This window comes from Streptomyces sp. NBC_00878, from assembly GCF_026341515.1.
Classification (GTDB): domain Bacteria; phylum Actinomycetota; class Actinomycetes; order Streptomycetales; family Streptomycetaceae; genus Streptomyces.
Window position 1 is genome coordinate 5,049,315 of sequence record NZ_JAPEOK010000001.1, and the last position, 20,239, is coordinate 5,069,553.

Annotated in this window: 24 protein-coding genes, 1 tRNA gene and 1 pseudogene; 8 read left to right on the forward strand and 18 right to left on the reverse strand. The window is 68.4% G+C overall.

Annotation, left to right across the window (positions count from 1 at the left end; translation table 11 throughout):
• Positions 1-66 precede the first annotated feature (66 nt).
• Complete coding sequence (locus tag OHA11_RS21430) at positions 67-2,202, forward strand: cell division protein FtsK (RefSeq protein WP_266498702.1); 2,136 nt, start codon at positions 67-69, stop codon at positions 2,200-2,202.
• Positions 2,203-2,532: 330 nt separating this feature from the next.
• Positions 2,533-2,778 carry a hypothetical protein gene (locus OHA11_RS21435; protein ID WP_266498703.1) on the forward strand — a complete coding sequence of 82 codons (246 nt, stop codon included), beginning with the start codon at positions 2,533-2,535 and terminating at the stop codon, positions 2,776-2,778.
• A gap of 637 nt (positions 2,779-3,415) precedes the next feature.
• Here OHA11_RS21435 and OHA11_RS21440 read toward each other — a convergent pair.
• The 5 genes from OHA11_RS21440 to OHA11_RS21460 form a co-directional block, all read right to left on the reverse strand.
• Entirely contained in the window at positions 3,416-4,144 is a 729-nt protein-coding gene (locus OHA11_RS21440) for a hypothetical protein (RefSeq protein WP_266498706.1), read from the reverse strand.
• Positions 4,131-4,349, reverse strand: coding sequence for a hypothetical protein (locus tag OHA11_RS21445; RefSeq protein WP_266498708.1), 219 nt, complete (start codon positions 4,347-4,349; stop codon positions 4,131-4,133). The genes OHA11_RS21440 and OHA11_RS21445 overlap by 14 nt, the downstream gene beginning before the upstream one ends.
• Before the next feature lie 175 nt (positions 4,350-4,524).
• The gene (locus OHA11_RS21450; protein WP_266498709.1) at positions 4,525-5,379 is read right to left on the reverse strand and encodes a helix-turn-helix transcriptional regulator; all 855 of its coding nucleotides are present in this window, start codon (positions 5,377-5,379) and stop codon (positions 4,525-4,527) included.
• Between the two features lie 6 nt (positions 5,380-5,385).
• Complete coding sequence (locus OHA11_RS21455; protein ID WP_266498711.1) at positions 5,386-5,901, reverse strand: DUF6879 family protein; 516 nt, start codon at positions 5,899-5,901, stop codon at positions 5,386-5,388.
• Positions 5,876-6,127 (reverse strand): hypothetical protein, encoded by a 252-nt coding sequence (locus tag OHA11_RS21460; RefSeq protein ID WP_266498713.1) that lies wholly within the window; start codon positions 6,125-6,127, stop codon positions 5,876-5,878. The genes OHA11_RS21455 and OHA11_RS21460 overlap by 26 nt, the downstream gene beginning before the upstream one ends.
• A gap of 236 nt (positions 6,128-6,363) precedes the next feature.
• Here OHA11_RS21460 and OHA11_RS21465 point away from each other — a divergent pair, with 236 nt between their 5' ends.
• The 4 genes from OHA11_RS21465 to OHA11_RS21480 all read left to right on the forward strand — a co-directional run bounded on the left by OHA11_RS21465 (position 6,364) and on the right by OHA11_RS21480 (position 8,061).
• Positions 6,364-6,753, forward strand: coding sequence for a DUF6415 family natural product biosynthesis protein (locus OHA11_RS21465; protein WP_266498716.1), 390 nt, complete (start codon positions 6,364-6,366; stop codon positions 6,751-6,753).
• Positions 6,750-6,953 (forward strand): hypothetical protein, encoded by a 204-nt coding sequence (locus OHA11_RS21470; RefSeq protein ID WP_266498718.1) that lies wholly within the window; start codon positions 6,750-6,752, stop codon positions 6,951-6,953. The genes OHA11_RS21465 and OHA11_RS21470 overlap by 4 nt, the downstream gene beginning before the upstream one ends.
• 224 nt (positions 6,954-7,177) lie before the next feature.
• Complete coding sequence (locus tag OHA11_RS21475) at positions 7,178-7,741, forward strand: DUF4352 domain-containing protein (protein ID WP_266498720.1); 564 nt, start codon at positions 7,178-7,180, stop codon at positions 7,739-7,741.
• Positions 7,742-7,821: 80 nt separating this feature from the next.
• Entirely contained in the window at positions 7,822-8,061 is a 240-nt protein-coding gene (locus OHA11_RS21480) for a hypothetical protein (RefSeq protein WP_266498723.1), read from the forward strand.
• Here the strand turns inward: OHA11_RS21480 and OHA11_RS21485 are convergent.
• From OHA11_RS21485 to OHA11_RS21530, 10 genes are all read right to left on the reverse strand, one after another.
• Positions 8,053-8,415, reverse strand: a complete 363-nt coding sequence (locus OHA11_RS21485) for a hypothetical protein (RefSeq protein ID WP_266498725.1) — start codon at positions 8,413-8,415, stop codon at positions 8,053-8,055. The genes OHA11_RS21480 and OHA11_RS21485 overlap by 9 nt on opposite strands.
• On the reverse strand, positions 8,412-9,260 hold the full coding sequence (locus OHA11_RS21490; protein ID WP_266498726.1) for a RodZ family helix-turn-helix domain-containing protein: 849 nt from the start codon (positions 9,258-9,260) through the stop codon (positions 8,412-8,414). The genes OHA11_RS21485 and OHA11_RS21490 overlap by 4 nt, the downstream gene beginning before the upstream one ends.
• Positions 9,261-9,488: 228 nt before the next feature.
• Positions 9,489-9,965 carry a sigma factor-like helix-turn-helix DNA-binding protein gene (locus OHA11_RS21495; protein WP_266498729.1) on the reverse strand — a complete coding sequence of 159 codons (477 nt, stop codon included), beginning with the start codon at positions 9,963-9,965 and terminating at the stop codon, positions 9,489-9,491.
• Positions 9,966-10,281: 316 nt separating this feature from the next.
• Positions 10,282-10,698 (reverse strand): DUF4326 domain-containing protein, encoded by a 417-nt coding sequence (locus OHA11_RS21500; RefSeq protein WP_323186605.1) that lies wholly within the window; start codon positions 10,696-10,698, stop codon positions 10,282-10,284.
• A 73-nt stretch (positions 10,699-10,771) separates the two neighbouring features.
• Positions 10,772-11,170, reverse strand: coding sequence for a hypothetical protein (locus OHA11_RS21505; protein WP_266498731.1), 399 nt, complete (start codon positions 11,168-11,170; stop codon positions 10,772-10,774).
• A gap of 87 nt (positions 11,171-11,257) precedes the next feature.
• A complete protein-coding gene (locus OHA11_RS21510; RefSeq protein ID WP_266498734.1) occupies positions 11,258-11,503 on the reverse strand; it encodes a hypothetical protein in 246 nt (81 codons plus the stop codon).
• 346 nt (positions 11,504-11,849) lie between these two features.
• The gene (locus tag OHA11_RS21515) at positions 11,850-13,943 is read right to left on the reverse strand and encodes a hypothetical protein (protein WP_266498735.1); all 2,094 of its coding nucleotides are present in this window, start codon (positions 13,941-13,943) and stop codon (positions 11,850-11,852) included.
• Positions 13,940-14,821, reverse strand: a complete 882-nt coding sequence (locus OHA11_RS21520; RefSeq protein ID WP_266498738.1) for a bifunctional DNA primase/polymerase — start codon at positions 14,819-14,821, stop codon at positions 13,940-13,942. Before OHA11_RS21520 ends, OHA11_RS21515 begins: the two co-directional genes overlap by 4 nt.
• A 235-nt stretch (positions 14,822-15,056) precedes the next feature.
• A complete protein-coding gene (locus tag OHA11_RS21525) occupies positions 15,057-15,239 on the reverse strand; it encodes a hypothetical protein (RefSeq protein ID WP_266498741.1) in 183 nt (60 codons plus the stop codon).
• Positions 15,240-15,408: 169 nt separating this feature from the next.
• Entirely contained in the window at positions 15,409-15,624 is a 216-nt protein-coding gene (locus OHA11_RS21530; RefSeq protein ID WP_266498742.1) for a hypothetical protein, read from the reverse strand.
• Between the two features lie 124 nt (positions 15,625-15,748).
• On the opposite strand from OHA11_RS21530, the gene OHA11_RS21535 reads away from it, so the two are divergent.
• Complete coding sequence (locus OHA11_RS21535; RefSeq protein ID WP_323186606.1) at positions 15,749-16,540, forward strand: helix-turn-helix transcriptional regulator; 792 nt, start codon at positions 15,749-15,751, stop codon at positions 16,538-16,540.
• 452 nt (positions 16,541-16,992) lie between these two features.
• Here OHA11_RS21535 and OHA11_RS21540 read toward each other — a convergent pair whose 3' ends face one another.
• Entirely contained in the window at positions 16,993-17,502 is a 510-nt protein-coding gene (locus tag OHA11_RS21540) for a hypothetical protein (protein ID WP_266498745.1), read from the reverse strand.
• 3 nt (positions 17,503-17,505) lie between these two features.
• On the opposite strand from OHA11_RS21540, the pseudogene xerC reads away from it, so the two are divergent.
• Positions 17,506-17,922 (forward strand): annotated as a pseudogene (gene xerC, locus OHA11_RS48545) (tyrosine recombinase XerC); the annotation flags it as partial.
• A gap of 257 nt (positions 17,923-18,179) precedes the next feature.
• Here the strand turns inward: xerC and OHA11_RS21545 are convergent.
• Positions 18,180-18,252, reverse strand: a tRNA-Lys gene (locus OHA11_RS21545).
• A gap of 262 nt (positions 18,253-18,514) precedes the next feature.
• On the reverse strand, positions 18,515-20,050 hold the full coding sequence (locus OHA11_RS21550) for an amino acid permease (RefSeq protein WP_266498747.1): 1,536 nt from the start codon (positions 20,048-20,050) through the stop codon (positions 18,515-18,517).
• Positions 20,051-20,239: the final 189 nt, after the last annotated feature.

A 20,239-nucleotide genomic window follows, 5' to 3' on the forward strand; every position in this document is an offset into this window, starting at 1 on the left:
ACCCGGCCAAGGAATCCGGGCGCCCCGTGGTCCGCACGCCCCTCTCAGGAACGACGGAGAACCAGGATGACGGACACAACCGCACCCGCCCACACCGACCCGACGGGTACACCCGTACCCGATGTACCCGAGCCCGCGGGTACCCGTACCCCGCCCGTACCCGCGACCGAGGTACAGCCCCGCCGCCGCGTCCGAATCGCCGCCCTCCGGCAGGCCGTCGTCGAGGCCCGCGAGCACGACGCGTACCGCGTACTCGTACGACACGGCGCCTACGTACTCGGGGGTACCCGCGTCCTCACCCGACGGGCATGGGAAGCCCGGACCACCGCGATGCACTCGCGGATGATCCGCCAGGCCGAGGCCGCGGGGAACGAGGAACTGATCCGGCAGTGGGAGCAGCGCGCGTACGCGTTCCGCTTCGCCCGGCACAAGCGGCGCATGGACATCCTGCAGATGCTCCTCAACGCACCGAAGGCCATCGCGTCCGCGGTCCTCAGCGCGGGCAGCGTCCTGCTCGTCCTCGGCCTGATGCTGGCCTGGTACAACCACGACGTCTCCGACCTGCTCACCCCGCTCGATACGGCGGTCGAGCTGGTCGGCTGGGTCGCGTTCGTCGCCGGGGTGCTGTGGGAGCCCGTGCTGTACTCGCTGCCCTGGCTCGCCCTCGCCGGAGCGTGGGCCGTCGGCCGGCACCGCCAGACCGCACCCTTGTGGGCGCTGCCCGTCGGCGGCGACGAGCGGGACATCGTGCCCGACGAGGGCGCCATCCTCCGGGCGCTTGGCAACCTCGGCATCGCCCCGCTGAACAAGGCCATCAAGGATGGCTGGCAGCCTCGTTGGGAGCAGCCCACCACCCGCTCGGGGAACGGCTGGCACACGCAGCTGCAGCTGCCCATGGGCGTCACCGTGGAAATGATCTGCGGGCGGAAGAACGTCCTCGCGCACAACCTCCTGCGGAAGCCGGTCGAGGTGTGGCCGATCGAGCCCCCGAAGCAGCCCGGGGTGCTCGATCTGTGGGTCGCCGATCAGGGCTCACTGTCCGGGGCGGTGCCGCCGTGGCCGCTGCTCACGGAGGGCGTGACCGACTACTTCAAGGGCGTGCCGGTCGCGGTCTCGCAGCGGGGTGACGCCATCATCGGGAAGCTGATGGCCGCGAACTACATGGTCGGCGGGATCATGGGTTCGGGTAAGTCGTCGCTGGTCATCGCCCTGTTGCTCGGTGCGATCCTCGATCCGCTCGTCATCGTCGAGGCGTACGTCATGGCATATAACACCGATTACGACCCCTTGAAGCCTCGGCTGCGGACGCTGGTCAAGGGCGACGACGACGAGGACATCGAGGCCGCGCTGAAGGCGCTGCGCAGCCTGCGCGACGAGGTGACCCTGAGGGGCAAGCTGCTGGAGGAACTCGGCGAGGGTGCCACGAAGGTGACGCGCGAGCTGGCGCTGAAGGACCCGCGGATGCGGCCGAAGGTCGTCGTGTTCGACGAGTGCCACGAACTGTTCATGCACAAGGAGTACGGCAAAGAGGCCGCTGAGCTGGCCATCAAGGTGATGAAGAAGGCCCGGAAGGTAGCCATCACCCTCGTGTGGGTCACGGTCTCCCCGACCGCCGATTCACTGCCGCGGGACGTCACCCGCAACACCTCCCACCGGGTCGCGTTCGCCGTCGGCGACCACGTTGCGAACGATGGCCTGCTCGGCTCCGGCAAGCACAAGGCCGGCATCACCGCGACCACCCTGATCCCCGGCGAGGACGTCGGGACCGCGGTGACCGTGGGGTTCAGCAACAAGCCGTTCGAGGTGGTGCGCGCTCACTACGTGGCCCGCGACCCCGACAAGGGCATCGACGAGGTGACGCCGATCGTCGTACGGGCGATGGGGCTGTACGAGGGTGGCGTGCCGGTCGACGACGAGCCGATGTTCCAGCCGGCCGACCCGCTCGCCGACACCGCGGCCGTCCTCGCGGATGAGACGCGCATCCTCGCGCAGGAGGTGCTGCACCGTCTCGCCGCCCGGAACCCGGAGGCGTACGGCAGTTGGGGGCCGACCGACCTGAAGCGTGCGCTGGAGCCGTACGGGGCCGAGCAGTACAAGTCGAACGGGGTCATGGTCGTGGCCAGTGAGCGCATCCAGGACGCCATCCTGGAGCGGTTCGCCGAGGACGTCGCGGATGTCGACGACGAGGAGGGACCCTCCTAGATCTTGGGGAGTTCTCCCTGAAGCCTCCCTGTCCTGCCTCCCCTGGGATGACCTGCGCATATGCCATTTCAGGGAGGGCAGGGAGGCTGATCTCCACACCTGTGGAAACCGGGAAACGGGAGGGTCTGCCTCCCCCGACCGGCCTCCCTCCCCGTACGACAACGGCCCCCGCATCGAGCGGCGTAGCGGACGCTACAGAGCTCGATGACGGGGGCCTTTCCCATGCTCACGCGGCCCACCCTGGACTGCTGACGACCGATCGCGTTACCTTGACGATGGCCCGCGCCGAGCCACGGAGTGCATCATGCGCTCACTACGAAAGGTTCGGCCGTGTCCATCCTTCTCACCCCCGCGCGTACCGCGCGACTCTTCGCCGCCGTCGCCGCCCAACAGCAGGCCTTCCCCAGCAAGCAGCATCCAGTGCCGCTGCCTTCCTGCCCTGCCTGCCGACGCCGCCCGCAGCAGATCGTCATCGAGGCCTACGGCACCCGCGTCGACTTCGACCAGTGCGGCCACGTCTTCGCCCTCACCCGCGAGGCGCTTCTCGCTGGTCTCGCGGCGCAGCGCGCGGTCTGAGCAGTCCGCGGCCCACTGCCCAGCACGGGCGGTGGGCCGCGTCTGTCTGTCCACGCGGGTTCGCCAGCCGCCGCTCTCGTAGGGCGGCTGTAGTCCGCATCCTCATACCTCTGTCTGAGTGGCAGGCGCTCAGCAAACCGCGCGATCAGGCGGAGCCGGACCGATACCCCAAGGGCAGCCATGAAGGCATGAAGAAGATTCCGTGCCAAGACTGCCCAGCCGTGACGCCAGCGGAACGACGCCGGGCCATCCTCGGCGACGATGTCATCGCGCACATCCGCGAACGAGTCGCCGCCGCACCTGATCCGAGCCCCGAGGTTGTCGAGCAGCTCCGTAGGATCCTCACTCGGCCCGGCGGCTCCGTACCGGAACGACGAGAGGTCTGCTGTCATCAGCCCGATTCCCCATGAGCGCGGGCCCGCTGTTCGACCGCGAGCAGGCCGAGCGTCGTCTCGGCCCGGCCGCTGTCGAGGCGTCACGCCGTAACGCGGCGGCTGCCCCTCCTCTTCGTCCCGAGCAGCGCGAATGGCTCAGGGCTCTCTTTGCCTCCGTACGACGACGAGACGACGGCTCCCGCTGAAACGCCACTGCGCCCCCTGCACGGTCGCAATGACCGTGCAGGGGCGCTTCGGTTGTCTCAGCCTCGCCTCGGCTGTACTGGAAGAGACCCACTACGGGGTGGTGGTACACGCTGCCACCCGAGCTTCTCGCCGTACTTACCGAGGTACGCCTCGACCACGTCGGGTCGTTTACGCATAGCCGCCCTGAGCTGGACGGCCTGAAAGCCCTCCCGCCCCTCTTCTATGACTTTCTGCCAGTCGGGGTGGCCTCTGGCGAGCCGCTCGGTGATGAGGAACTCGATGACGTCTTCCAAGCAGGGACGAAAGCGCCGACCACCGACCGGGAAGTGCAGCTTGGCCAGGGTGTCATCGTCGCGGCGTGCGGCTTTGCAGATCTTGGTGAGAGCTGGAGGCGTGGGGCCATGAATCTGCAGGTGTGCTTCTGGGTAGCCGTCGCCCTTGTCCCGCTCGTAGTCGAAGTGGCACAGCTGCGCCTCACCCACTGGGTCCGCTGCAATGGCGATGTAGGAGGAGCGCACCATGAGGTACTCCCCCTGATCGTCCATGCACATCTGGAAGATCAGGTCCAGCCAAGCGGTAGGCGTCTCATTCCGCAGATGCAAAGGAATCAGCGTGGCGACGAGGCTGCGCTTGGTCAACCCCTGGCCAACGGGGATGAGGCTGCCGTCGGATCCGTCCGGCACGACAGCCTTGATCTTCGCGTTGTTGGTGATCGTCCGGTTAAGGGTCTTCTCGATCTGTCCCGCGAAGGCGTTGGCCAGGTTCCTGAGGTCAGCTCTGCTCACCGAAGTGCCCCACGGCCGCCCACAAGGCGCGGGCGTCACGCGAAGAGAAATCTCCGCGCCGGGCTTGGTCCTGCAACTGTTCCCAGGTGAGCTCAAGCTGTTTCAGCGCGCGGCTAATCGCCTCGCGATACTCGTCTGCGGTTACCTCAACGACATGCGACTCTTCGTGCTCTAACGTCCGCTGCTCGTTCGTTGTCACGCTCATCTATTACCCCCCAGCCTCTGCCGCCAGTGTGCGGCATAGGTGTGACACTCTGACGCATCATCAACATCAGTTCTAGCCATCGAACTTCCTGTTGTGAGGATTCCCTCAATCGGGTCAAAGACACGCCATCCACCCACTTCCTCCGGGCAGGCGGGGGCGCTTTGCCGTGCCGGGGTCAGCGCAGGCCGTCGATTGCCTTCACGACCAGAGCACGTGCGTCCGCCCCGTACACGGCCAGATCCGCCAGCCGGGCGAACGCCCGCAGGTAGATGTCCAGCTCACCCGGGGCCGTGACGGTCACCTTCGCCGCGAGCAGCTCCACGTGGACACGCGCGTCGTCGAAGACCGTGAACTGTTCGAGCGGCCACATGATCCCCTCCCGCGAGGCCGCGGCCGGGATGATGCCCAGCGACATGGACGGCAGGGTCATCGCGGCGAGCAGGTTGCCCAGCTGGCCGGCCATCACGTCCTGATCTCCAACCCGATGGTTGAGGACGCTCTCCTCAATCAGCGTCGCGAACCGGTGGTCGCCCTCGTGGACGACCCGGGCGCGGCGCATCCGGACCTTCACCGCGTCCGCCACATCGTCCGGGGTGCCGCGGAAGCCCGCGATCGTACGCATGAGCGCCGTCGCGTAGCCGGGCGTCTGCAGATAGCCGGGCATGACGTGGGAGGCGTACACGCGGAACAGGCGGGTGCGCTCGTACAGCTTCGCGGACGTCTCCGCCAGCTGCTTCATGCCCGTGCGCTGGAGCCGCTTCCAGTGCAGATACATGGAGTCGGCCTGCCGGTTGGCCGCGATCAGGTCCGCCGCCTGGACGTCGGCATCGCACGCCGCGCACCAGGCCCGGATGTCCGCGTCCGCCGGGGCAGTGACGGAGTTCTCGATCCTGGACGACTTGGCGACGGACCACCCGCAGCGGCGCGCGAGTTCCTTGCCGGAGATGCCCGCGTCCAGGCGCAGCTCCCGCAGACGGGCCGCGAGAGCTGCGCGCGCTTCCTGCACGCTGGACGTGGGGAACGTGGACATGACTGGCTACTTGACCTCGTACTCGTCGTGCGGAGTGGCCCGCTCCCAGACCTTCTCGAACGCGGCCGCATGCTGCTCGACCACCGCGGGATCGTCGCTCAGTTCCTTACTGATCCACTCGCCGCCACCGGAGAAGTGGTGAACCCGCATCAGCCGACCGTCGAAGACCCACAAGTCGGTGCCGGGCAGCAGAAGATCCCACGCCGCACGGCGCGGCAGCCACCGCACCTGTTCGCCGGCCTCGACGTTGGCGCGGGTCTGGTAGTGCTCCCAGCGGATGTAGTCGGAGACCGGCTCGGACACGACCCGGGCGCGGCGCACTGTCACGCCGCGAGCGACAGCGTCCGCGATGTCCTGGTGATAGGGCCGCCACCAGGACGCGCGATCGTCCCAGTCGACGCGCTGGCCGTCCTGCCACGCCTCGAACCGGGGGTTGCTGAAGTAGGCGTCCCGCATCTCCAGGTGGACGGCCGACTTCCCGGTGTCGGCGAGGAGTTCAGCGAACTCCGGGATCGAGCTCATCGCACGCCTTCCTGATGATCGGGATCATGCGCGCCGGGATCCTGATGACCGTCTCGCCGGGCGGGATCGGCGCCCGTGCGGGAGACAGGGTGTCGCATGAGCCCGTCGTCTCCTCGTCGGCCTGGTAGCTCTGGATCAGCAGGTCTGATGCGTCCGTGTCTACCCAGACCGTGGGGCATCCGTCCTCGTCTGTCTCGGGGTCGATCCCGACGAAATGAATGTTCATGGTGGCTGGCCTCCCGCGCTAGTCGGTTGCAGCGATTTACACCACCGTCGTGGCCTGGAGTCACATGGTCAAGAGCGCATGCCAGCCATGGCCAGGGGTATCCAACTGCCGTGTAATTCGGTGCAACTTCGTAGCCGGGGCCATGCGCGGGTTCCTAGCGTCGGCAGGTACGACAAGACCCCGGCGAGTCGGTCAGGACCCCCGGGGCGCGGCCAACGCTGAGCAGGAGCGCCGACATGGCAACAGATACCATCCGCCCGCCGGCCAGCGAAGCCCAGGATCAGGCTCCGCCGGACATCGTGACGATGCGCGAGACCGCTGATCGTCTGCTGGATGCGGACGCCGCCGCGGACGCCCTCCCGCTGGCCGCCGCCGAGCTGGACACGCTCACCCGCACGATGCGCGGGCAACTGGAGTTGCTGATCCCCGAGATCGAGCACGCTGCGGGGCCACGCCCCAAAGACGTGGCGCAGTACTGCGCTCTGGCGTGCGTCGGGGAAGCCCGGGGGAAGCTGCGCGTCGAGCCGCGGCCCGGCCTTGATGGGGCGGCCGCGTACGCGCGGCGCTTGGCCCGCGTCCTGAACGCCCTGTGCGACCACTACGAGCGGCTCGGCAGTCGACCATGAGCGAGACCCGGCGCGTATGCCGTTACTGCGACGAGCCGGTCGCCGACCTGGACGGCGCCGTGTTCCTGTGGCACGAGCCCGGCCTGCTCGGCCCGGGCCGGGACATCTACACACACCGCGTGCACGCCGACATCCTCGTATCGAGACTCCCGCCCGTCCTCGCACCCCAGGCTCAAGGGGGCGGGCGGGACCATCCCTGACGCCGCGGCGTACGCGTCTCCGCCGACCCGTCAGAGGGTGCCCGGCCTCGGCCCGGGCACGGCCGCCCTGCCCCTCCCCGGTACGAACAGGGGGCGGGGCGGCCCCACGTTCGAGAGGTCGCACCGCACACATCACCCCGCAGGGTCACAACACGGCCAACACGCCGCACAACGGTGCCCGTCCCACGATGATGCGACTCCACTGCACACGTCCTGGGGGGACCATGCGTCGTACCACTGTCCTGCTCGCAGCCTGCCTGCTCGCCACACTCACCGCTTGCGGAGGAAGCGACGACGACAAGCCCACCGTGTCGAAAGCCACCGACACTCCATCGGCCACCACGAAGCCGACCCCGAGCCCGTCGCCAAGCAAGGAGGCTCTGCGCCTCGGGGACACCGCCAACGTCAACACGGGTGGCTTCAGCTTCTCCGCCGCCGCGCTCGCCTACAAGGACAAGGGCGTCAGCAGCCCGCCGGGCATGCTGCAAGACGGGATGAAGCTGGCCCTGGTCGAGGTGAAGGTGTGCAACAAGAACGACGAGCCGATTGAGGTGAGTCCGTTCGTGTGGTCCCTGGCCTACGAGGACGGGGTCCGGGTGGAGCCGTTCCACATGAGTGGGAGCGGGTTGCCGCAGCCGGTGTATCCGATGGACGCGAAGGTTCGTGGTGGGGATTGCGTGCGCGGCAATGTCTTCTTCGAGGTGCCGGAGGAGTCGGGCAGGGCGGAGCGGGTTCTGTACTCGCCGCAGGATTTGGATGAGCCGGTGGAGTGGCCGGTCGGCAAGTAGCCGAGCAACGACTGAGGGGTGGGCACTGGTGCCCACCCCTTGCAGTGACCAGCGTCGTCCCGATGCCGCATCATCTGCCCATGACACTCGCGCCGCAGCCGCTGGTACTCCGTGACCGCATCCGCCACGCCCTCGCCGACCAGCCCGGGCCCGTGACTGCCGCCCAACTCGCCGAGCAACTGCTCCCGCCCGATCTGGAGTCCGCCGCACAGCAGACGGCCCGAGCCCTGGGCCAGCTGGAGACCACCGGCCTCGCCGTACGACAGCGCGGAGGCTGGCACGGGTACGGCCGAACCCCCGACCGGTGGACGTCACGGTGACAGCCGCGCGCCCCCATCGGCCAACACGCCGGCCGCCCTCAGATGGTCCGTGATCTCGTGGGCAACCTGCGCCGGAATCACCTTCAACAGCGCACCCAAGGGACGTCGGTCGGTGGGCAGCATCCAGCGCCTGATCAGCACCATGGCTGCCGCGTAGTGCTGGGTCTGCTCCTCCATCGCGGCCAAGTCCCCGAGCGCGGCATCGAGCACTCCCGGGCGTCGTACGAGAAGCCTCTCGCCGGTGTGCTGCTGCACCTCGCTGACGACGCTCTCCACCGCGACCTCGTGAGCGTGCTGCAACCGGGCGAGCGCCGCGTACCCGGCCTCCACCATTGCCTCGCGCTCGCCGGTCACGACATGGCCCGCTTCGAAGCCCGTCGCGGGCACGCGCAGCCCGCCGCCAGAAGGTGACCGCAGCGCAGCGTCCCCGGCCGGGCAGACGCCGTCAGCCGCCCGTCGACGACAGCGGCATCCGCTTCCAGACCGCGCGCTATCTGCGTCAGCCGGATCGCGTACGCCTGGTCCCCGCGCCGCTTCGCATCCTTCAACCGGGCCCGGGTCTCACGGAGTCGAGACGCGACCAGCGCCTTCCCGTCGTCGTTCTGGACCGGCTGAGCGGGCTGAGGACGAGTAGCCGGAGCAGGGGGCCCCGCGGCCTCCGTACGGGCGCCAGACGGCCGCACGTCAGCCGGATGGACGCGCGCCCGCAGCCGCTCCATCTCCACCCCGGTGAACCGCTTCATGTCCTTCGGGCACGGCTTGCCGAGCAGCGCAAGCATCGCCTCTCCGTACACCGGCGGCTCGGTCCCCAGCAGCTGCGCCGCGATCTCCGACGCACACCAACAGCAGCCCTCCCGAACTCCGGCCGCGTGCAATGCCGCCGCGCCGAACGCCGCGACCACATCCGAGCCAACCGCCGACACCCTCCCGGTATTCGCACCGGGGTACGGCCGCATGAAGGCCCGCGTCGAGTGGGCGAGCCGGACCATGTCCGTCCCCTTCGCCGCGTACCGCTCCAACGCCGCCGTCTGCCTGGCCCTGCGGAACCGCTCAACGTCCGCCGGATCCAGCCGCGCCGGGCCACGCCCTGGAAGGCCCTTCAGATCGCCCCGCTCCAACGCCTTATAGGCGCCCCATTTGCTGATCCCGAGCCGGGTCGCAGCCTGCTCGACGGACACCCCTTGCTGCTGCTTGCCCACGCTTCCGACCTCCTGGTTGACCAACCGTGGAGGGAGCGTAAGAGCAGTACACACCTTGATCGTTCCGGCGCCGGAACGACAGTTGGTCAACCACCGCTACCGTGGAACCGTGAAGAGGAAGTGCCGCCCCGGGGCCGGACCGCGAACCCGGCGCCCTTTACCGGGGCGGCACCACAACGGCCCGCCCCCGGTGTACGACGGGAGCGGGCCGCTGTGCGTCACACAGACTCAGACGACCCCGTCCTGCCCCTCTCGGAACAGCAACTCCTGAGCCTTCGACAGCGCCGCAATCCTCTGCTCCTGCGACAACCCCGGCAACGCATCCATCGCCGCCGCTAGCGCATCCGCAACCAACTGCCCAACCACGTCCATCCGCGCGTCCAACACCAGCTCAAGAGGCTCACTCGGATCGGTGCCCAGGGCCTTCGCCCGCCGCTCCAAAATCCTCAGCACCGCCGCCGTCGCCTTCGCATCCCCCGCCAGCGCCGGCGGCATCATCCCCGTCATCAACAGGTCCAACCGCTCAAGATCCAACAGGGCAGCGGCCACACGGGCAACCTCCGGAATCGACTCGCGCACCTCGTCGATGATCTGGCTCACACGCTGCTGCGAGATACCGAACCTCTCTGCGATGGCCTCTTGGGTGTGCCCCTCCAGGAACAACCGCCAGACCTGCCCGTTCCTGCCTTCCAGTCGCTCTCCCACGGTGGCCTCCCTTCTAGTAAAAACTTGTGAACCAGAGCGCTCACGACAGTGTCGGGCAGCGAAAGGGGCCGGCCTTCCGGAGAGGGAAGACAGGGCCAGGACGGGTCCAAGACGACGTCTCGTCACCCATCACAACCACCCCTTTCCGCCGCACCTCACCACCCCCACACCCCCACCAACACCCCACCGCTACTGAACATCCATTCAGTAGACCGACCCGAGACCATGGAGGTCAGGACCAACCCGCCCCCACACCAACCCGCAACATCAACGCAAAACGGGTCCGGCCGCCGCGGGGACGACCGGACCCAGATAGTCAGGCGAGCCGCTCGAACAGTGCCGCCTCGCCTCGACTGGCCGCCGCCTCCAGATCAGCCGCACGCTCGGCAAGCCGGCCGGAGTCGAGGCTGTCGGCGTACCAGGCGATGGCGTGCGCGTGGCAGAGCTGCGGGGCGCACCAACAGGCGAGGGTGCGGTCACGGAGTTGGGCCGCGGCGGCGAGGAGGGCGGGGCGGTCGAGGAGGTGGCGGATGTACGCGGCGACCGCGGCCTCGGGGGTGCCGGTCTGGCGCAGCGTGAACGGGTTGGCTAGCGGGTGCTTGTGCAGCTGCCAGCCTCCGGCCCGTACGCCGGTCATCGTGCGGCCGACGTAGACGAGGGCGTCGGTGACGCGTTCGAGGCAGGGGCCGTACTCGTGGATGCGGCCTTTGAGGCTGATCACGGTGGTGGTCATGTCGGTGTCCTCTGCGATCCTGTCGGGGTGGCCGGCCCCGATACCCGCGGGGCCGGCCGACTGCGTGTGCGGGTCAGGCAGAAGTGCTGCTCTGCCACGGGTCGGTGTTGACGAGCCGCTCCCGCTGGAACGCCTGGGCGAGGTCATCCAGTTCAGCGGCGAGCCGGTAGACCGGGCCGAGGGGCATGCCGACGGGGGTCTCTGCGCTGCGGAAGAAGTAGGCGAGCCAGCCTTGGACCGCGTCGCGGAACACGACAGGGTTGGCGTGCAGTTCGCCGCTGTCGAGGCGGCGCAGGAGGGACTCCAGGCTGGTGAGGGCCGTCCGTTCCCCGGCGTTGAAGGTGGCTTCCTCGGGGGCGTAGTGGAGGTCTTCGGCGAGGCCTTCGATCATGCTGGGGGCTACGGCGTTCCATAGGTCGGCGAGGCGGGCTGCGGTGAAGTCGTCGACGTCGGTGAAGGTGGTGCGGTGCATGGTGGTCTCCCTTGTCGGGGTTGGCCGGCCGCCGAGTGACGGCCGGAAGTTCGTACGCCTGAGGAGGGTGGTATCCGGATACGCGGCTCAGGCCCGGAAGGTCTCGGGCACGTGCCCGACGACGGCGCGCACCGTGTCCGGCATCGCCGACAGGACCCCGTTCGCGACCGGGCATCCCGAGTCGTGGGCGACCTGGACGTGAGGGAGACCGGTCTCGGAGTTGATGCTCAGGGTGGCGGGATCGCTGTTGCAGTGGCTGCACCGGTAGTGCTCGGTGAGTGCCAGGCAATCGACGTCGCCGAACAGGTAGTCGGTGCGGAGTGGGTCGCTCATGACGGGTCTCCTGTGTGTCGTATTCGCCTATGGGTCTGGGTGCCGCGCGGGAAAGCGGTAGCACCGGTAGCGACGGTGGGCATTCGCAGGTCAAGGGGCGGTTCTGCTGCTACCGGTTTGGGTCTCGAACCGGTAGCTGACCGGTAGCGGGCACCGGTAGCAGCGGCGGTAACCGGTAGCGCGCTACCGCTCTCACACCCCGCTGCTACCGGTCTGCTACCGCTGTCGGCGCCATACTGGTAGCACGGCGGTAGCTGGTTGAGCTGGGGCGATGCACCCCGGGGGGCGCGCTGCTACCGGTGCTACCGCTTTTCTCATAGGTAGGGCGCGCCTAGAACGGAAAGCACTACGCGCTCTCTCCTGTGATCCGGTCGACTCGGACATGGAGCACCCGCCGGCTTCTGCCCGCAATCCTCCGCACGACGGACGGCCTACCGTCTTCGCTGTAGGAAGCAAGGTGATCGCCTTCCTTGAGCCGCTTGTGGATCGTGACCTTCGTCGTTGCCAGCGGCTCGGCCGCACGTCCGGCGTGGTCGCGCGCCACCTCGTACGCCACGTCCGGGTGCAGGTAGATGTCTCCGGACTTCGAGAGCCACCCGATGCACTTGCCTTTCGCGTGGTACGCAGTCGCGTAGGCCGTCGGCCGCGACTCCCACCCCCACTTCTCCGGCTCGGCAGGCTCGCATCCGGTCTCCTGGTCGCCCAGGTGCGCGCCGCCGCCGACGAGGGCCGCAGCCAATGCCCGGAGATAGATCTCCGCGACGCTCATGTTCTTGGAGTAGGCTGCCTGGTCGGCAGCGACCTGGAGGAGTGCCGCCTTCACCTTGTCCATCTGCGCCTTCGCCTCGTCGCCCGTGAAGGCGCCGACGGTGACCGCATAGGTGAGGAACTCGCAGTACCCCGTCAGCAGGCCGGCTGTTGCCTCGGGGACGCGGGCATGCCCCACGGTTCCCCCGGCCAACTCGGCTCGGCGCTCGGCGATCTGCCCTCGCAGCCGGTCGGCGTACCCGGCGTCTCCGTCGAGGAGCCCCGCGAGGTGTCGTACGTACCCGGCCATCGCGAGTTCGTACACGCCGTTCGCCGCTCGCCGCTGGGCCTCAGTCAGCTTGGTGACGTCGATGGCTCCGGCGTCGACCGTGGTGACCGTCAGCCGGGCGCGCAGGGATTCGCCTGGCGGCACGTCCTCTCCGGTCGCAGCGATCTGCGCCCTGGGAGGACGCTCAGGGCGCCGGGTTCCGTCTGGGCGTAGCCGTCCGCGTCCAGCACTGTTCGCCGCCCCACGGAAGATCCGATCCGCTGCGGTGGCCAGACGGCGGGGGTCGTCCGCGGACTGTGGCGCGTAGTCGTCGATGACCAGCAGGACATTCGCAAGCTGGTTGGCGATGGATTCCAGAGCGTTGCCCGTGAAGTTCCAGTTCGCCGGAAAGTGCCGTGCATCGAGGAGCCGTCCGAAGTGCTGAAGCACCGTGGCGGACGCCGCGCTTTTAAGTGATCCGCTGGGCCCTACTACGTACGCGGACGTTTCCGGTAGCAGCGGTAGCGGCGCGCGGTAGGCGGCACCGAGCAACGGCGCGGTGATGGTCAGCGGCGCCACGTCCAGCAGTGCCATGGACGCGCGCACGGCCACGGCCAGTGACTCGGCGCCCACCTCGGACGGGTCGCGCAAGGCGTACATGTTCAGCGCCTCGGTGCCCAGGTCGACGGTGACGGACGTGTCCAGGCCGGCCGCGCCCAGGGCGCCGGAAGCAGTGAGGAACCTCCACGTTCCGTCGATGTCCGCCCGCCATCCGGTGTGGGCATAGGTGGTCTGGCTGTCCCACTGGTCGTTGCCGAAGTACTGCGCGGCCGTGGCGACGTGGGCCTCGTCGCGAGACATCGGGGTGATGACCGCTGAGGCGCCGATCGCCTGCGCTGCCCAGCGGCGGGCCATGGGGAGCCGATCGGCGGGAACCTCCACCTCGACCGAGTAGCCACCAGGCCGCGTGACCCGGATCTTGATGAGCGTGGTGACCTCGGCGCCGTCGTCCCGGATCACCTGCGCCACGACCTCGGGCACGAAACGGGCGAGGAGCATCTGACCGCCGTCCGGGGTGGCCAGGTACAGCAGACCGTTCTCGGAGGTGTACGGGCAATCCGAGCGGACGGCCGTCCTGATGGCGGTGACGTGCCGCTTCTTCGCCTCCGAGGCAAGGGAACGCCAGTCTCCGGCACCGATCAGCTCCGCCTCGACGACCGCTTTCTTGTACCGCTGGAGTTCGAGTTGGCTATGACCAGCTGCCCATGCCACAAGCTCACCGATGCGGTCGAGCCGCTTGTCATCCTCCAGCCCGGCAAGCTCGTTGACGGCTTCCTCGGGTGTGCCGAAAGGGCACTGTTCGACCTCGTCAGCGTCGATGCCGTTGGCCTGGAGGAGTTCGCGGGCCCTGTCGTCGTTGCTCATGCGCTGTTCCTCACAGGTGCGTTGCGGGCACTGCTCACGGTGCGTTCAGCAGCACGTTCGGGGTGCCCGAGAGAGACGGCGGCATCGACCAGGGCGCGGCTGATGGAGTCGGCATCGACGCCGGTCTCGTACGCCCGGCAGGCCGACCAGTACAAGCGGGTGTTCAACTGCCCCTCAGGCGCCTCCAGCACGAACTTGACTAGGCCGACCAGGGCCGCGCCCCGGCGAGGGCCAGGCAGCAGCACCGGGCGCGGCCGAGACGGAGGGGGAGGCAGCATCAAGGCGAGCAGTCCGTCCGGAAGTTCAGCGGCCGGCCGCCGCTCGACGAACCGGTAGATGCCTTTCGGGGTCCAGGAGCCGGGGCCGACGAGGTATCCGCCGTATCCGCGGACGTCGATGCCCGGACCGAGCTTGCCCGCGCTGTTTCGTACGGGAGCGCCGGCCGGACCGGTGAACCAGCGGTGTTCGCCGCCGGACGGGGTGGCGATGACAGCCGTCTCGGGCACGGTGAATCGGTGCTGCTCGGCAAGGGCAGCGAGGGAGGCCACGCCGTCGACACCGTTCTTCCGGTCGAGGTCGACGCCGAGGAGCGGCTCGTTACCGTGACCGCAGGCGATCCCATAACCGGCGGCGTACGGAGCCGCGTCGAACAGTTCGTCGAGCCGCGTCGCGTCGGTCGTCGCGTCGTGCACGCCGTGCCCGATTCGCCCGCAGGTTCCGCGGCAGGACGGTGTGCCGGGCGAGTCGTCGCGGTGTGGTGAGCGGATCGCGGGCAGCTTGGACCGGCCGATCGGGAAGACGTGCATCCCGCGCTGCGCCGCCTGGTGTGCGGACTCGTACGCACGGAGCCAAGCAGCGCGGGTGTACTGCGTGCTCATGCGCCCCTCCCCCGACGTACTCGTCTGGGCTGGAGGTTGTAGCGAGCGCCACACGGGCCGGTGACCTTGCCGAGGTGAATGTGTCGGTGCCAGCCCTCGCACTTCGGACAGCGGCCGGTGAACTCGACTCGGCCACGGGTGGCGATGGCGATGGGTCGTACGACCGGCAGATGGCTATCGACCGCGCCCGAATCGACCGGGAAGAGCGCCGCCTGATCGGCGGTCGTACGGCTCTTCACGCGGACCCCACGGTGAGCTGGACCTCGCGGAGTTCGGCGCGCGTCTCGGTACGAGACGGACCGGCCAGGGCGCGCAGCTGCGCGGCGGACTTACAGGCACCGATCCGCATCCGCGCACTACGCGGGCGGCCCCTGCGGCGCCGCTTGCCTCGTTCCTTGGGCGGCGGCTGATGTGCCATGCTTGCCATTGGTGATGGATCCACTTCTGTGAAGCGATGCCCTGGGTGCTGTGGTAGGCGGCCTGGGGCATCGCTGTTGGGGTCTGTTGCTTGGCGCCCCTCGCCGCTGGTGCTGAAGACACCGGCGCCGGGGGGCTGTCTCGTGGGGGGGGACAGCGCGGGCGCGCTGTCAGGCGACCTCCGCGGAGCGGCCGTCCTGGATGCCCAGGACACGGAGGAGATCGGCCCTGGTAACGCGATATGCGTTCCCGAAGCGCAGGACCGGGACTGGGTATTGGCCGCGTTTTGCCAGGTCATAGCCGGTCGTACGGCCGAGAGACAGAGCCCGGTTCGCCGTCTCCAAGGGGAAGGACACCGGGAGGCTCAGGAGCTCCGTCTGGGTCATAGCGCGCTCGGTCTTCCTACGGGCATGTGATTTCACGTGGCAACTCCGATGGCTCAGGTGCTCACCGAGCACAATACCGTGCCGTGCTAGACGATGCCACCGTGTCCGCGTATTGTGATCGTCCGTGACAGATGAACCGTGGGCCGCACAGATCGCAAGGGCAGTAGCGGGAGAAGTCCGCCGCCACCGCCTGCGCCGCGGCATGAGCGCGCAACAGTTGTCCGACGCCTGCACTCGGCTTGGGCATCCCATCGCGAGAAGCGTGCTGGCGAACTTCGAGAGCGGGCGCCGGCCGACGGTATCCATCCCGGAGCTACTGGTGTTCGCCCGCGCACTTGAGGTCCCGGCTGTCCAGCTCGTGTTCCCCATCGGGCAGGCCGATACCGTCGACGCGCTACCAGACTCACCCGCAACCACCTGGGAGGCCCTCAAGTGGTTCACCGGCGAGGCCAACCGACTCCCCAGCGACCTGGAGAAGACCCAGGACGTTGAGGCCGTCCAGCTCTACCGCGAGCATGAACGGCTCGTCTTGGACTGGTGGACAAACCGGCAAGAGATGGACCAGATCATCGCGACCAGGGGACGGACAGACCTTCGTGAGTTCCGCAGGGAGGCCGACCCCGACGCGATCGATGACCGGCTACTTGAACTCAAGGTCGACCGGATGCGCGACCTCTCAGACGCGATCGCAGCCGTCCGGCAGGAGATGCGCAACCTAGGCCTGACGCCTCCCCAGCTTGGGGCCGAGGCAGCGTACGTCGAGCCGGAGTCCTTCAGTGAGGGGACGACGCTCGACGAGCTGGCCCGGACCGTTGCGTACACAGAGCGGATCAGCCTCGCGGAGGCGGTCCGCAAGGTGTATCGCCGGGCCGGTGAAGCGCCGCCGGAAAACAGTAGGGGGGAGGGGACCCAGTGAAGGGCTCCACATTCCGGCGGTGTGCCTGCCGCAACCCAGAGACCGGCAAGCAGTACGGCCAGGCGTGCCCAAAGTTCTCGCAGAAGCGCCACGGTCTGTGGGCCCTCCGCCAGGAACTCCCTCCACGCGAGGACGACACCCGTCGCACGTTCCGCCGAGGCGGCTACACCTCCGCCAAGGACGCCCAGGACGACCTCGACAAGGTCCGCGCGCTCCTCGGACTCCCCGAGCCCGACGACGACGAAGGGCGCCGCCGTGTCGCCGAGTTGTTGGAGCAGGTCGCCAAGGACCGAGCGCCGCTGCCTGACCTGGAGGAGACGCGTCGCAAGCTGAACTATGGGCAGTCGCTCACCAGCCGCATGACCGTGGGCGAATGGCTGGACACCTGGTTCGCGGCGAAGAAGACCAGGAAGAACACGAACAACGGCTACGCCTCCCACATCCGCGTGCATCTAAAGCCCCGCATCGGGCACATCCGGCTCGACCGACTGAACGTCGGCCACGTTCAGGAGATGTTCGATGCGGTCGCCGACGACAATGAGGTGATCGAAGCTGAGAACGCCGCACGACGGGAGCAGGAAGCACGGTGCCGGCCAGGCAAGCCGGGCGCACCGAAAGCTTCGGAGCGGCCCGCGCTGACAGCAGAGCGGGCGAAGCTCGCCGAGATGAAGCCGCACCGCAAGACGAACGGGCCAGCCACCCGCCAGGCCATCCGTCGGACGCTGCGCACCGCCCTGAATGCGGCCATCGCTCGTCAGCTCATCGTCTTCAACCCGGCCTCCCACGTCGAGTTGGAGTCCGGCAAGCGGCCGAAGCCACAACTGTGGACCCAAGACCGGGTACAGCGATGGCGGGAGACGGGCGAAAAGCCCAGTGCCGTCATGGTGTGGACCCCGGCGCAGTTCGGGGTGTTCCTCGACCAGACCGAGGCCGACGGCGAGCGCCTGTACGCCCTGTTCCACCTCATGGGCTTCCGGGGGCTTCGCCGCGGCGAGGCAGTCGGCCAGGGTTGGACGGACGTAAACCTCGATGGTGGGGAACTCACGGTGTCCACAGAAATCGTGATGGACGGCTGGATGCCGTACGAATCGGCTCCCAAGACGGACAGCAGTGCCGCCACGATCGGACTCGACAAGGCCACGGTGTCGGCGCTGCGGGCGCACCGGGCCCGGCAGAACCGGGAGCGCCTGAAGTGGGGCGGGGCCTGGATGGACACCGGCAAGGTGTTCACCCGCGAGGACGGAACGTGGCTTCACCCCGAGGCGGTGTCAGAGGCCTTCCGCCGCATCTGTGCCCGTACGGACCTTCCGCCGATCAACCTCCGGGATCTGCGGCACGTGGCGGCGACCTTGATCCATGCGGGTGGCGGCGACCTGCACACGATCAAGGAGACCTTGCGGCACGGCACGATCGTGCTGACGTCGGACACGTACACGAGCCTGCTCCCCGAGGTCGACCGTGAGGTGTCAGAGAAGGCCGCGGCGATCGTGCCAAGGGCTCGCAGGGAGGCGGTTGGCGAAACCTCCGGGCTCACTTCGGGCTCACCTGCGCCCGACCAGAAGAAAGCGCCCCGGCTGAACAAGATCAGCCGGAGCGCTCCGCTACTGGTCAACAAGGGTTTCCCTGCTGACCCGTTCGGTAGACCCTGTGGGACTCGAACCCACAACCAATGGATTAAAAGTCCACTGCTCTGCCAATTGAGCTAAGGGTCCGTGCGTTGGACCGCGCCAGCGCACGCACCGACCCGTGTCGATGCAGGAACGAGCATAGCCGGACGCGGCCGGGACTCCGATCGGGTATCGGTGTCCCGGCCGCGCGGGAGGGCAACTCAAGGTGCGACGCAGGGCGCGAGCCAGGCACGAGGCCACGTGCGACGCAGAGCGCAACTCGGATGAGACGCCCAGCGCGACGCCCAGCGCGACGCCCAGCGCGGCGCCCAGCGCGACGCCGAGCACCGGCTCGGTGTCCCGCGTGTCAGGGGTCCACCGGATCCGGCGCCCCCGCCCGAGCCGCCTCGCGGGCGTGGGTGCGTTCGTGGTCCGGGTTCAGGAACCAGTGGCGGGCCGAGGCGAACCACCAGGCCGCGGCGAAGCCCAGGACGGCCAGGACGGCGAGCGGGGCGTAGTTGAAGGTCTCCCAGGTGACCGGGGAGACCTGGGGCAGCATGAAGAGGATCGTGATGACGACCACCCACGCCACCGCCACCACGCCGATCGGGCGGGACCAGCGGCCCAGGTGCCACGGGCCGCGGTCGAAGGCCTCGCCCTTGCGCAGGCGCAGCAGTGTCGGGATGACGTACGCGATGTAGAGGCCGATCACGGCGATGGACGTCACCGCCGCGTACGCGGTCACGTTGATCAGGTACGGCAGGCCGAGCACCAGCGCGCCCATCGCCGCCAGCCACACCGCCGCGACGGGCGTGCGCGTACGCGGGCTCACCGTGTGCCAGACGTGCGAGAACGGCAGGGCCCCGTCGCGCGAAAAGGCGTAGATCATGCGGGAGTTGGCCGTCACGGACGCCATGCCGCAGAACAGCTGGGCGCCGATCACCACCAGCAGGAGGAGTTTGCCCGCCGTGGCGCCGAGCGCGTCCAGGAGGATCTGGGCGGGCGGTACGCCGGTCGGCGAGCCGAGGGCACCGTCGTACGACTGGATCGCGAAGGTGAAGCCGAGGAGCAGGACGAAGCCCGCTATCCATGATGTCCAGATCGATTGGACTATGCCCTTCGGGCCCGCCGTCGACGCGTCGTGCGTCTCCTCCGTCATGTGCGCGGAGGCGTCGTAGCCGGTGAAGGTGTACTGCGCCATCAGCAGGCCGAGCAGCACCACGTAGAAGCTGCTGCCCCAGCCCGTGTTGTTCACGAACTCCGTGAACACGAAGGACGCCGACTGGTGGTGGTCCGGCGCGAACGTCAGCGCGCCCACGAGGACCGCCACACCCACCACGTGCCACCACACGCTGACGCTGTTGAGGAGGCCGACGATGCGTACGCCGAAGGTGTTCAACAGGCCGTGCAGGACCAGGATCCCGGCGAAGAGCAGGATCGTACGGCCGGGCGTGACCTCGAAGTCGAACTGCAGGTTCAGGTACGCGCCCAGGAAGGAGGCCGCGCCGAAGTCGACGCCCGCGGTCACCGCGATCTGGCCGAGGACGTTGAACCAGCCCGTGAACCACGCCCAGGCCGCCGCCGAACGCGGCGGGGCAAGGCGGTGGGCCCAGAAGTAGAGGCCGGCGGAGGTCGGGTATGCCGAACAGATCTCGGCCATCGCCAGCCCGACGAACAGGGTCATCAGGCCGACCGCGACCCAGCCCCAGGTGATCACGGCGGGCCCGCCGGTGTTCATGCCGAACAGGTAGAGCGTCAGGCACCCGGAGAGCACCGAGATGATCGTGAAGGAGACCGCGTAGTTGGAGAACGCCGACATGCGGCGGGCGAGGACCTGCGTGTAGCCGAGCTGCGCGAGACGTTCCTCGTCCGACAGCCCACTTGCTCTGGCGTCATCTGTCATGCCCCCAGCAATTCCCCCGCCGGGGGTGTGACATGCGCCACGGAAGGGCTCATTTGGCTAAATATGAGCCCTCCGGCAACTGACCTAGACGTCCGTGGCCCCGGCCCCCAGGTGAGCGACCTGTGTGGCGAGCCGGCGTCCGGAAAATGCTGAAGGGGCCCGGACGACCAAGGTCGTCCGGGCCCCTTC